This is a genomic window from Pseudomonas sp. TNT2022 ID642, assembly GCF_028656995.1.
Classification (GTDB): Bacteria; Pseudomonadota; Gammaproteobacteria; order Pseudomonadales; family Pseudomonadaceae; genus Aquipseudomonas.
The window spans coordinates 233400-245888 of record NZ_JAMDGW010000006.1 but is presented as its reverse complement, the minus strand read 5'-3'; the positions used below and the strand labels follow the sequence as shown (position 1 = coordinate 245888).

Here is a 12489-nt window from a genome sequence, read left to right as displayed (position 1 = left end):
AGATAGGGGGGTTATGGGCAAATGAGCGGGCCGGCTCTCAAGGACAGAAATGGCTCTGTGCTGGGTGAGATTAATGTGTAGCTCTGTCGGGATAGTTGATCTGATAGCGGGTGCTACGACCCCCTCCCGGCAAGCGTTGAAGGCAACCTTTCTCCAGCAACTCCGCAAGGTGTCGGGTTGCTGTGGCCTTCGACACTTTCGCCACCGCTTGATATTGCCCGGCACTGATGCCGTGCTCAAAGCTCCGCTCGCCGCCGTCGAGCAGACGATTGAGCACTTTGACCTGCTCCGCCGAAAGTTCGGACTCGCGGTGTGCCTGCCAGAAACGCGTCTTGCCCAGCACGCTTTCAATGCGGGTGATGGCTTGTTGCAGACTGCGTAGCAAGGTTTGCAGGAACCATGTGAGCCATTCAGTGATGTCCAGTGTGGCTTTTTGACTCGATTCCAGAATCCGATAGTAGCCGGACCGATCATCCAGAATGCTCGCCGACATGGCGTAGAAACGGATGGCTTGCGCTTCGCCCTGTGCCAGCGCCAGATCAGTGATGGTGCGGGTCAGACGGCCGTTGCCATCGTCGAACGGATGCAAGGTGACGAACCAGAAATGGGCGATGCCCGCACGAAGCATCGGGTCCAGTGCTGTCTGATGCTGGCTGGCCTCGAACCATTGGAGAAATTGGTCGAGCTGCTGCTCAAGACCTTGGCGAGGTGGCGCCTCGAAATGAACCGTTGGACGATCAATGCGACCCGAAACCACCTGCATTGGCTCGTCACCGCGTAGCGCACCCACATGCATTGAGCGCGCAGTAAGGTCAGCCTCTTGATCGGGAAACAGCCATTGGTGCCATTCCAGCAAGCGCTCCAGTATCAACGGTTCGGCAAATCGACGGGTGGCATCAAGCATGAGTTGCGCCAGACCTTCACTGCGTTGGCTGACTTTATCGCCGTCGATCAACTCCAGGCCCAAACGTCGCGCCAAGGATGACCGCACGGAGCCGACATTCAGTTGCTCACCTTCGATGGCCGAAGACGTCACGATATTCTGCAAAAGGGCGTCCAGTTCGGTCTGAGCCCCCAAAGAGTCACCTACCGAACCGGCCATACCCATCAACTGACCTTGGGCCTGTACACACCCGCGCAACAACGGTGCCAGGCGTTCCGCCTGCCAGTTGAAGTCGGGCCAATCGGGCTGCTGCCAGATCCAGTAAGTTGCCATTCGTTGCCTGCCTTGAGTCCGTGAGCCGAATAGAAATGCTATTCGGCTCATTTTGTGAGCCGAATATGACGCCTATTCGGCTCACCGTCCACCGGATTGGCTTGATTCCTACAGCAATAGCACATGTATCCGATTGTTAAAAAACCGCCGAATCGCTAATCTTCGCGCCTTCTACGACCCTACAGTCACGGGTCTTTCAGACGAAACGCAGTTTTCACCGCTGTGAAGTACCGAGGATCGGGTGCAAGGTTTCGTTCAGGCATGGCAGGAGGCATTACATGCGTTCATTTTTTTGGCTGCTGATCGGCCTGGCCTGCGCGCCCGCGCTGCTGGCCGCGCCGACGGCCGAGGTGTCGGAGCCGGTGGGTGGCTGGCGTTACCACGGCCTGCTCGATCGCACGGAAAACCCGCAAGTCGCCTACCCGACGCCGCCGATCGATCGCGGCATCCAGCGCAATCGCACGATGATCCAGGGCCAGCTCAAAGCCATCGGCCACATGCGCCCGCCGCACAGTCTCGCGGTGAATGGCAATCCACTGAATCTGTACACCGACGACCAAGGCCGTTTCGCCCGGCCGTACGCGTTCGGCGCCGGCTCCAACAGCGTCGAGGTGATCAGTGCCGAGGGCCAGTCGCTCAAGCGCGTGCAATTTTATGAAGCAAACAATTTGCGCACGCCGGCGCGAATTCGTCTTGTCTTGGGCTGGGACGATCCGAAAGCCGAACTCGATCTGCACATTGTCACTCCGGACGGTCAGCATGCCTTCTGGGCGCAGCCGGCGCTGAGCAATGGCGGCGGTCTCGACCCGGATGGCGTCGATGGCCCCGGCCCGGAAATGTTCACCATGACCGCGCCGCTGCACGGCACCTACCTGGTTTACGTCAACTATTGGGGCAACTTCGGCAACGGCGGCTATAACTTCGAGGAGACCAGCAACCAGAACGAGGTGATCACCTCGCAAATCACGCTGGTGCTCAACGAAAACACTGTCGACGAAAAACGCGAAACGTTCATCGTGCCCCTGCGGGCGATCGGTGATCTGCTGCTGGTCAAGACTTTCAACTATTAAGCATTCCGCCACGGATGAAATCCTGAGCTTTGGGAAATGAGCGAGAAGATGAGCGAAAACACTGTTACTTCGGCTGCCGACACGCCAGCGGCGAAACCTTCGCGGCGCTGGCCCTTGCTGCTGGCCGGGCTGTGCCTGGTGGCCGGCGTGGCGGGCGGTTTTGGCTGGCTGCTGCTCAAGCCCAAGGCGCCGCCGGCGGAATTGGCCAGTGACAAGCTCGGCCTCAGTCGCCCGGATGCGTTGCTGGAGACCCGCTCGCTGAGCCAGTTGCCCAAGGACTTGCTGACGGTGCCGTTCCTCAAGGCCACGCTCACCGAAGATTTCGTCTTCTACTACGAAACCCATGCTGATCGCCTAGGGCTGATCGGTAGCCTGCGCCGGATCATCTATGAGCATGATCTGAAGCTGCAGGACAGCCTGATCGAGCAGCTTTTCGATCAACCGGCCGATGTTGCGCTGTGGCGTGGTGCGGATGGTCGCTTGAAGGATTTTCTGTTGGTGATGGATCGTGGTGGTCTGGCGAAACTGCTGGAGCCGCTGGCGAAAGTCGCGCTGGATGACACTCAGCTCAGTCAGATGGGCGAACTCAAGGTCGGCGGCGATAGCGTGCCGCTGTACCAACTGATCTATAACGCCAGCAAAGCCCTGTTGTTCGCCTCCCACGGCGACAAACTGGTGGTGCTGTCGAACCCAGCCAAGTATTACGACCCGGAAAGCGGCGTCTCTGAAGAGTCGGGCCACGTCTCGCCACAAGCGCTGGCGGCGCTGCTTAATGGCGAAAAACTGTTCCCTGAAGCCTTCGGCCTGCCGGCGAAAACTGCGGAAACCAAACAGCGCCTGTCGGTGAACTCCAGTGTCCTGGCCATGGGTTATCAGCGCTTCATCCCGAACTTCGCCGGGCTGCGCTTCGACATGGATGACAAGGGCTGGCACAGCTACCTCGCCATGGACGAACTGGACAACCAGCCCGACTTCGATTTCAAACCGGTCTGGCAAGCCATGCCGCTGGGGGCCAGTGCCTGCGTGACCCTGCCGGTCGCGGCCGAACCGCAAAAACCACTGCTGGTAAAACTCGGCGCCGAAGAAGCGGTGGCGCAGACCCTCACCGAACACGTGGCCGGTGCGGCGGGCCTTTGCTGGTACGCCGATTCGCGTTTGTACACGCCGTTGCTGGTGGCCAGTCTGAAAGACGAAGACAGCAGCAAACTCGATGGTGACCTCGGCAAACTGTTCGGTTCGATGGTCGGCGCGTTCGAGGCCAACGTCGAAGAAAACGTCTTCCCCGTGGTCGAGAAACAGGAAGGTCAGAACCACGTCTGGCAGCGTCAGGTCAGCTCCAACTTCGGCCCGTATGCGGCGAAGACTGCCGAGAACCCGGACGCAATCAGCGGCAAGGCGTTCATGAAAGTCAGCCTCGCCCGTCACGGCTCGACGCTGCTGTTTTCCCTCGACGATAAACTGGTCGACAAGGCCCTCGGCACCCTCGACAAACGCTTCCCGCCGATGGCTGACGTGCTGCCCAAAGACGTGCTGATGCCGATCTACTTCGGCCCGGACTCGATGGCGCAACTGATGCAGCAGGAAACCCTCGACAGCCTGCCGCAAGACATGGAACCGGTGTTCTACAACGCCGCGCAAACCTATCTGATTCCGAAACTGCGCACCCTCGGTGGCTACGGCAAATACGCGCTGACCCTGCCCGAAGGCAGCGAGCCCGACGGCCACTGGCAATGGTTGCCGCTGGAATGGAAAGCGCTGTGACCGCACTGATCCGCAGCCTCGGCTTGTTCGCGCTGTTACTCAGTGCGGGCGCCCGAGCCGTCGAAGCGCCAGCGCTGGATCCGGCGCAATCCCAGGTGTTTCGCGCCTGGTTCGTGCGCATCGCCCAAGAGCAACTGAGCCAGGGCCCGAGCCCGCGCTGGTATCAGCAGGACTGTGCCGGGCTGGTACGTTTCGCTGCCAACGAAGCGCTGAAAGTCCACGACGACAAATGGCTGCGCAGCAATGGCCTGTCCAATCGCTATTTGCCGCCGGAGCTGTCGCTCAGCGATGAGCAACGCAAGTTCGCCCAGCAATGGCAGCAGGGCGGCGGCAAGGTCGGGCCGTACGTCAACGCGATCAAACTGATTCAGTTCAACAGCCATCTGGTCAGCCGCGATGTCTCGCAGGCACGGCCCGGTGATTTGATGTTTTTCGATCAGGGCGACGACCAGCACCTGATGATCTGGATGGGCCGCTACATCGCCTATCACACCGGCACCACCACCCCCACTGACAACGGCATGCGTTCGGCAAGCCTGCAGCAACTCATGACATGGAAGGACACCCGATGGATACCCGACGCAGCCAACCCCAACTTCATCGGCGTCTATCGACTGAACTTTCTCTCCCAATGACCGGTGCCCGCATGTTGCGACTCTGCTCCCGAATTCCTTTGCTGCTGGCGCTGTTGCTGCCAGTGGCTACCGTCAGCGCCGAAGATTCGGTCGAGCCGAGCGGCTACACGCCGGTGTCCGGTGAAAGCTTCTTCCTGCTCGCCGACAGCAGTTTTGCGGCGGACGAGCAGGCGATGGTGCGCCTCGAAGCGCCGGGCCGTGATTACCGTCGCTTCCGTATGGAACCGTACGGCGGCGCCGACATTCGTGTGTACCGGATCGACAAACCGCTGGATTTCCTCAAGCGCCAGAAGAACCTGCACCGCGTGGTCAGCGATGGCCAGTTCAAGGGCGAAGGTCTGTCCAACACCCTCGCGTATCTGTGGGATAACTGGTACCGCAAGTCCCGTCGAGTGATGCAGCGCGCGTTCTCCTATGAATCGCGCAAACAGGTCACCGAAGAAGTGCCGGAACTGAAGATGGGCAACGCTATCGCTGCGCCTACTCCGTATGACGCGCAGCCGCAATTTGCGCTGATCCCGGGTCTGCCGGTGGTCAGCCAGTTCCGTTATCCGTTGTGGCAGGCCAAGCCGATTGAGCCGCCGGCCGGGGTCAATCTGGCCGGGTCTTCCAGCGATTTCGTCAGTGTCGCGCCGGGTAACGTTTATATCCCGTTGGGTAATCTGAAACCGGGTCTGTATCTGGTCGAAGCGCTGATCGGCAAGTACCGCGCGACCACCATGGTTTTCGTTTCCAACACTGTGGCGGTGAGCAAGATTGCCGGCGATGAATTGCTGGTCTGGGCGGCGCGCAAACACGAAGGCAGTTCGGTGCCGAAGGTCAATGTGCTGTGGACGGATGGCCTCGGCGTGATGAGCAGTGGCGCCACTGATGGCGATGGCTTGCTGCGCCTGAAACACGTCAGTCCGGAGCGTTCGTTCGTCATCGGCGAGGACGAAGAGGGCGGTGTATTCGTCTCGGAAAACTTCTATTACGACAGCGAAATCTACGACACCAAACTGTATGCCTTCACCGATCGGCCGCTGTATCGCCCGGGTGATTGGGTGTCGCTGAAAATCGTTGGACGCGAGTTCAAGAATGCGCGGGATTCGGTGTTGCCGGGCGCAGCGGATGTCACCGTTAGCGTGCTGGATGCGACGGGCACGGAGTTACAACACCTTGACCTGAAACTCGATTCGAAGGCCGGTACTCAAGGCCGCTTCCAGTTGCCGGACAACGCGGTGGCGGGCGGTTACGAGATTCGGTTCAACTATAAGGATCAGGCCTACAGCAGCGCCTTCCGTGTGGCGGAATACATCAAACCGCACTTCGAAATCTCACTGAATCTGGCCAAGCAGGATTACCGCACCGGCGAACCGGTCAAAGGCAATCTGGTGTTGCTCTACCCGGACGGCAAACCGGTGGCCAACGCCAAGCTGAGCCTGAGCCTGCGTGCCCAGCAACTGTCGATGGTCGACAATGAGCTGCAATACCTCGGGCAATTCCCGGTGGAACTGACCAGCACCGAACTGACCACCGACAGCAAAGGTAACGCGAGCCTCGACCTGCCGGCTGCCGACAAACCGAGCCGCTACATGCTCACCGTGTTCGCCAGCGATGGCGCGGCGTATCGGGTCAAGACCACCAAGGAAATCCTCATCGACCGTGGCGCGGCGAGTTTCCGTCTGAGCGCGCCGCAACGCTTCAGTGCAGTCGGCGATAAGGTTGCGTTCAGCTACGCCAACGAGGGCGGCACCGAGCAAAGCAAAGCGGTAATACCGAGCACTTATGGCTGGGTGCGTCTGGAAGACCAGAGCACGGGCGAAGGCAAACTTGCGGCGACGGATAAAGGCTTCAGTCTGGCTTTCGATCGTCCAGGTACCTACAACCTGACCCTGAAAGATCAACACGGTCGCGTACTCGGTGCCACCGGGCATTCGGTCACTGGTGACGGTGTGAAAGCGGTGCCGGGTACTGTGGAAATTGTCCTCGACAAGGCTGAGTACAAGGCCGGTGATGAAGCGCTGGCGCTGATCACTTTTCCTGAGCCGGTCAGCGATGCCTTGCTGTCGCTGGAGCGCGACAAGGTCGAAGCCACCGCGCTGCTGGCCAAGGGCGGCGACTGGTTGAAGCTGGAGAAACTCAGCGACACCCAATACCGCGCACGCATCCCGGTGAAGGACAACTTCGCGCCGAACCTGACCTTCTCCGTGCTCTACACCAAGGGCGGTCAGTACAGCTTCCAGAACGCCGGGATCAAAGTGGTCGCGCCGCAAATCGACGTGGCGATCAGCACTGACAAAGCGGTGTATCTGCCGGGCGATACGGTCACGGTTGACCTGACTACGCAGTTCGCCGGCAAAGCGGTGCCGGCGCATCTGACCGTCAGCGTCGTCGACGAAATGGTCTACGCGCTGCAACCGGAAGTCGCGCCGACCATCGACCAGTTCTTCTATCACCCGCGCCGTAACAACGTGCGCACCAGTGCGAGCCTGTCGTTCATCAGTTACGACGTGGCGTTGCCGGGCAGCCCTGGCGCACCGGGCAAAGCCAACCGCAGCGAGCGCGGGGTGAAAGTTCTGGAGCGGCCGCGTCGTGAAGACGTCGACACCGCCGCGTGGCAGCCGGAGTTGTTGACCGGTGCTGACGGCAAAACCCGCTTCACCTTCAAGATGCCGGACTCGCTGACCCGCTGGCGCATCACTGCCCGCGCCATTGCCGATGACGGTCAGGTCGGGCAGAAGAAACAGTTCGTCCGTTCGGAAAAACCGCTGTACCTGAAGTGGAGCGGGCCGAGCAAATTCCGCAAGGGCGATCAGCCGCAACTCGGCGTGTTCGCCTTCAGCCAAGCCGAAAAACCGGTCAAGGCTGAACTCGTCACGCACTACGCGGGCGCCGAACAACGCCTGCCGGTGACTCTGAACAACGGCATCAACTACCTGCCGCTGCCGGCGTTTGCCTTGGCCTCCGGTGAGTGGACGGCGGAGCTGGTGCAGGACGGCAAAACCGCGGACTCTCTGGCCGTGCGCCTGAGTGCGACCGGTGATGGCTGGCAAGTGACGCAAACGCAAAGCCTTGATGTCGCCAGCGGCGACACCGCGCTGAGTCTGCCGGCCGACGCCACCGATATTCGCCTGCGTCTGGATGACAGCCCGCAAGCGTTGTTCCGTTCCGCGCTCGACGATCTGCTCAGCTATCCGTATGGCGGCGTCGAGCAGACTGCCAGCCGTTTGCTGCCGTTGAGCATTGCCTATCCATCGCTGGCATCGAATCCGCAGATTCGTGATCGCTTGCGTCTGATCATGCAGAACAGCCGGCTGCGTCTGGTGCAAATGGCCGGGCCATCGGCGAGCTTCACCTGGTGGGGTTATGACGGTGAGCCGGATGCGTTCCTCACTGCTTACGCCTACTACGCCGACTGGAATGCCAGCCAAGTGCTGGAGTTGACCTTGCCGCCGGAGCACTGGCAGCGGGTGCTGGAGGTGTACGCCAAGCAAGCGCCGAACACGCCATTGCTGCAACGGGCGCTGATTCTGTCGTTTGCCAAGCAGATGCATTTGCCGGTGAACACCTTGCTCAGCGGGTTGATGGAGGATCTGGCCAAGGCCGGTGAAGGCAATGCCGAAACCCTGATGGACGACGGCGAAGACAGCCTGGTGATGAGCGATCCGGATTCGGCGCTCGGTCTGGCGGCAGCGCGGGTGTTGACCGCAGCGCTGGCCACTCAGTCGAAAGTGGCCTTGCCGGACGCGTTCAATCGTCAGGTGGGCGCTGCACAACAGCGTCTGTCGGTCAGCTCGCAGCCATTTGCCGAAGCGTTGAACCTGTCGCTGCAACCGTTCGATCAGGCGCGTGCGCAAGCGTTGCTGCAACGGCTGTTGCCGCAGCAATCGACCCTCGAACGTGCGCTGGCACTGACCTGGTTGCAACGCAGCATCGCCCAGGCTTCGCCGACCATCGCTCTGACACCGGGTGAAGGCTGGAAGAAGAACTACGGTGCAACCGGTGAGATCTTCTGGACTTGGCAGGGCGCCACGCCCGTGCCGAGCATGTTGACAGTGTCCGGCACGCAAGAGCGTCCGCTGCGCGCAGCATTGAGCTTCCAGACCCAACAACCTGCGGTTGATCCAATGGCCGTGACCATCACCCGTCGCCTGTCGCGACTGGTGCCGGGCGACGAAGCGTTCACCTTCAAACTGGAGCCGGTCGGGACTAAACCGCTGTCCAGCGACAGCCTGTACCTGGACGAAGTGATCCTCACCAGCAAAGCACCCAAACCACTGCGCTACGGCATGCTCGAAGTGCCGCTGCCACCGGGCGCCGATGTCGAGCGCACCACGTGGGGCATCAAGTTGCAGGGCAAGGACGGCACCGAACCAACGGCGCTGGAGAAGGCGCGCTTCGAACCGGGGCAACTGGCTTACGCCGTGCCGGTGGATGCGCTGAGCGGCGAGTTGCGCCTGCGCCATCTGGTGCGCTTCTCGCAGAAAGGCCAGTTCAACCTGCCGCCGGTGCGTTTCACTCAGGTGTACGCGCCGCAACATCAGGCTCAGGAAGTGAAAGCCGCCCTCGGTCAGGTCACGGTCAACTGACATGACCCGGCCGCTGCTGTGGCTGCTGATGTGTGTGATACCTGCGCTGGCGACGGCGCAGGATGAGCCGCTGCGCGTGGCGTACAAGGGCGAGTTGTTGTCGTTGAGTCAGACGCAACTGATCAAGCGTGAACCGTTGCCGTCATCGCTGGATACGCCGCTGGGCAGTCTGTGGAAGTTGTTTGTCTACGCGTGGCTGGTGGACACCGGCGCGCGTGAGCCTGCGTATGAATGTCGCGGGCAGTCGAAGGAAGAGGTTTATTGCTGCTCGGCGGGCGGCAGGATCGAGCGTGATCAGGCGTTGGTGAAATCCTGCGGGTTGTACTTTGAGCCAGCGCGGTTGGGCATTTCTGCTGCTGAGTGGCGGACGTATTGGCAGGCGCGGCAGGCGCCGTCGTGGTTGCTGGATTTGCCGTTGGTGCAACCGGCTCAACGGGTTTCCGTGGTTGAGTTGCTGAAGGTTCTGGCGTCTCTGCCGGCGCAGGATCAGGCGCGTCGAGTGCTGCTCGATGTGGTGCTGAATGCTGCTGACGGTAATGTCGTTGGTGAACTCGGCGGACGTCTGCGGGTGAAAACCTGGAGCTGGCTCGGTGATCAGGACCCGCAATCTCGACAGGGTGGGTTTGCCGGTTGGACGGCCGATGGTGCGCCGGTATGGGCAGGTGGACGCGGCACCAGTCAGATGGTTTTGCGGCATTACGGTCAGGCACTGGCGACGGTGTTGCCAGCGGCATGGCCGGCAGATGTGGGACGTTGTGTTGAAGTCGGATTGTTCTCGCGCTATCCGCTCACGCGGGTTTTGGCTGACGAGCGGGTGGTGACATCCGGCCCGTTGCAGGGCGACTACCGCATCGAATTCGCCAATGGCAACGCGCTGGATATCCACAGCGACGGCGAACTGTTTCTGCTCAACGACAAACTGGTCGCAAGGCTTGATCGCGAAGAGTACGTCGCCCGCGTCCTTGAGCGCGAAGCCAAACCGGAACCTGTCGAAGCGGCCAAAGCGCTGGCCGTGGCAATCCGCACTTATCTGCTGCAAAACGCCACACGCAACGGCGACTGCCTGAGCATCGATGACAGCAGCAATCGCCAGCGCGTCGCACCACGGCCAGCTTCGGTGGACTCACGCAACATCGCGGCGTGGACGGCGGATCTGGTGTTGGCCGGCAGCACCGTCACCTATCACTCCGATCAACCCGGCCCGGACAAACTCGCCTGGCAACAAGCCGTCGAGCAAGCCAAGGCCGGTCAACGTTACGACGCGATTCTGCTGCACGCCTACCCGCGCGCCAGCCTCAGCCGCTGGGATAACCCGGTCGCTTCCTGCGAAGCACTGCCCGCTGCGCAAGACTGGCTGCAGAAACAACGACGCGGCTGGCGCCCGAAACTGGAGAGCGAAACCGGCTACAACGAAGTCAGCACTTTCGCCGTGTGCAAACTGGCGTTCGGCAGGCCCTTCGTCGACCGCGAACGCCAACGTATCTACGTGCGCGGCGTACTGACCCTGCAGGATCGCCTCGACCTGACCCACGAATATCTGCACCTGGCCTTTGAAGCACATCCCAACGGCCAGGATGAAACCTACATCGAAGGGCTCGCCCGTCACCTTTTGCTGGAATAGACCATGACACTCCGTTATCCACAGGTCTTGCTGCTGCTCTGCACCTTGACTGCGCTCTCGCCGGCGATGGCCGCTGACAGCGTCAAACTCGACACCCCGGTCGGCGGCTGGCGCAGCGGCGCACCTGAAGGCGAGGGCGAAAGCTTCCGCCAGACCGTCAACTACCCGGCCTCGTCGGTCAACACCCCGGTCGGCCAGGCCAACACCGCCCGCATCAGCGGCGAAATCAAAGCAGCGCGGAAGGACAACGAACCCGGCCGCCTGATCGTCAACGGCGTCAGCATGCCGCTGAAAATCGATGACAGCGGCCGCTTCGATCGCCCGTTCTCCTTCCCCAACGGCAGCAACAGCGTCGAAGTGCGCAGCCCCGACGGTCAGCAACGCCACCGCACACAATTCCTCAACACCAGCGGCGGCGCGACCCCGGCGAAACTGCGCGTACTGCTGGCGTGGGACAGTGACGGCACCGACCTTGACCTGCACCTCGTCACCCCCGACGGCGCACACATCTGGTACGGCAACCGCAGCGCCGCCAACGGCGCCGCGCTCGACGTCGACGTTACCACCGGCTATGGCCCGGAAATCTTCGCCATGCCGGCGCCGATCAAGGGCCAGTATCTGGTGTATGTGAATTACTACGGCGGTGGCTATCGCGGGGATGACGAGGGTGGCGATGAAGCGGTGCAGGCGCTGACCACGGCGCAGGTGACGGTGATTACTGAAGAGGGCACGCCGAGCGAGAAGATGGAGACTTTTCTGATCCCGATGCGGACGGCGGGGGAGTTGACGTTGGTGAAGTCGTTCAGTTATCCGTGAGGGAATTGGGCTGCGGGTTGCTGCCCAATTTCAGGTCGCAGACATTGGACCGACTCAGGGCAGGAGCGAAAGACGGTCCTGCGCAACCTCGTAAGCAGCTTCTCTCTCTCGCTTCCCGATTGCGATTACGAACACCACGATCTCTTGATCAAGGACCTGATAGATCAGGCGAGATAGTCAGCGCTTTTCAGCTTCACTTTGTAGCAATCCGGGAGCTCGCGAAGTCGATTGGCTTCTATTCGAGGATTCTCCAATACCACTGTGAGCTACTTCTTGAACTGGTGGCGAACCGTATCGCCGAGTTTGTTCCACTCCTTCAAAGCACGACGATCAAATTCAAGGTTATAGGTCATCCAGACTTACCTTGACTCGTTGAGGTGCCGCGAGGCGTTCGGTGACTACGGCTATGAGTACTTCATCTTCCTCGCTGAGCAATGCTGCTTTGAAGGGTAGCTTGCCTCGCTCGGCGACGTATTGGAGTGTCTGGCGCAAAAGCTCTGAGGGGGTTACTCCCAGCTTTTCCAGTTCGGCGAAGGAGCGCTGCTTCAGATCATCGCCGATGCGAATGTTGATGGAGGCCATGATGAAATACCTGTAATGACGTTTGTCGTTACGGCACCAAGAGGCTCTTCTGTTCGACAAGCGCGAATTTATGTTTCAGACGGTAGGCCGGGTTTATTTCAGGCATTAAAAAGCCGGCTTGTGGCCGGCTTCTCGGGGACTGGCTTGGCCTATTTTTGGTAAGCCTTGCCAGCCTTCAAAACGTACATCCGGATCTGCGTCCGGCTGTGGGACTTGG

At 60.6% G+C, this 12489-nt stretch carries 8 protein-coding genes and 1 pseudogene; 6 read left to right on the top strand and 3 right to left on the bottom strand.

Annotated elements, in window-relative coordinates; all coding sequences use genetic code 11:
- Window positions 1–70: 70 nt before the first annotated feature.
- A complete protein-coding gene (locus M5G26_RS05850; RefSeq protein WP_273914670.1) occupies window positions 71–1216 on the bottom strand; it encodes a Fic family protein in 1146 nt (381 codons plus the stop codon).
- Between the two features lie 278 nt (window positions 1217–1494).
- Between M5G26_RS05850 and M5G26_RS05845 the strand changes: the two genes are divergently transcribed.
- The 6 genes from M5G26_RS05845 to M5G26_RS05820 are packed head-to-tail and all read left to right on the top strand — an operon-like array spanning window position 1495 to window position 11690.
- Complete coding sequence (locus M5G26_RS05845; RefSeq protein ID WP_194934927.1) at window positions 1495–2286, top strand: YfaP family protein; 792 nt, start codon at window positions 1495–1497, stop codon at window positions 2284–2286.
- A 48-nt stretch (window positions 2287–2334) separates the two neighbouring features.
- Entirely contained in the window at window positions 2335–4047 is a 1713-nt protein-coding gene (locus M5G26_RS05840) for a DUF2138 domain-containing protein (RefSeq protein ID WP_273914669.1), read from the top strand.
- Window positions 4032–4682: a DUF1175 domain-containing protein gene (locus M5G26_RS05835; protein ID WP_038361998.1), complete on the top strand. Its 651-nt coding sequence runs from the start codon at window positions 4032–4034 to the stop codon at window positions 4680–4682. The genes M5G26_RS05840 and M5G26_RS05835 overlap by 16 nt, the downstream gene beginning before the upstream one ends.
- Window positions 4679–9253 (top strand): alpha-2-macroglobulin family protein, encoded by a 4575-nt coding sequence (locus M5G26_RS05830; protein WP_273914668.1) that lies wholly within the window; start codon window positions 4679–4681, stop codon window positions 9251–9253. Before M5G26_RS05835 ends, M5G26_RS05830 begins: the two co-directional genes overlap by 4 nt.
- A 1-nt stretch (window position 9254) precedes the next feature.
- Window positions 9255–10874, top strand: coding sequence for a DUF2300 domain-containing protein (locus M5G26_RS05825; RefSeq protein WP_273914667.1), 1620 nt, complete (start codon window positions 9255–9257; stop codon window positions 10872–10874).
- Between the two features lie 3 nt (window positions 10875–10877).
- Window positions 10878–11690, top strand: a complete 813-nt coding sequence (locus tag M5G26_RS05820; protein ID WP_273914666.1) for a YfaP family protein — start codon at window positions 10878–10880, stop codon at window positions 11688–11690.
- A gap of 54 nt (window positions 11691–11744) precedes the next feature.
- On the opposite strand, the pseudogene M5G26_RS05815 reads toward M5G26_RS05820, so the two are convergent.
- Window positions 11745–11950: pseudogene (locus M5G26_RS05815) on the bottom strand (type II toxin-antitoxin system RelE family toxin).
- 82 nt (window positions 11951–12032) lie between these two features.
- Window positions 12033–12272 (bottom strand): type II toxin-antitoxin system RelB/DinJ family antitoxin, encoded by a 240-nt coding sequence (locus M5G26_RS05810; protein ID WP_273914665.1) that lies wholly within the window; start codon window positions 12270–12272, stop codon window positions 12033–12035.
- Window positions 12273–12489: the final 217 nt, after the last annotated feature.

Coding starts and splice junctions, on each gene's coding strand:
- M5G26_RS05850 (WP_273914670.1), bottom strand. CDS start 1,216: ATGGCAACTTACTGGATCTGGCAGCAGCCCGATTGGCCCGACTTCAAC.
- M5G26_RS05845 (WP_194934927.1), top strand. CDS start 1,495: ATGCGTTCATTTTTTTGGCTGCTGATCGGCCTGGCCTGCGCGCCCGCG.
- M5G26_RS05840 (WP_273914669.1), top strand. CDS start 2,335: ATGAGCGAAAACACTGTTACTTCGGCTGCCGACACGCCAGCGGCGAAA.
- M5G26_RS05835 (WP_038361998.1), top strand. CDS start 4,032: ATGGAAAGCGCTGTGACCGCACTGATCCGCAGCCTCGGCTTGTTCGCG.
- M5G26_RS05830 (WP_273914668.1), top strand. CDS start 4,679: ATGACCGGTGCCCGCATGTTGCGACTCTGCTCCCGAATTCCTTTGCTG.
- M5G26_RS05825 (WP_273914667.1), top strand. CDS start 9,255: ATGACCCGGCCGCTGCTGTGGCTGCTGATGTGTGTGATACCTGCGCTG.
- M5G26_RS05820 (WP_273914666.1), top strand. CDS start 10,878: ATGACACTCCGTTATCCACAGGTCTTGCTGCTGCTCTGCACCTTGACT.
- M5G26_RS05810 (WP_273914665.1), bottom strand. CDS start 12,272: ATGGCCTCCATCAACATTCGCATCGGCGATGATCTGAAGCAGCGCTCC.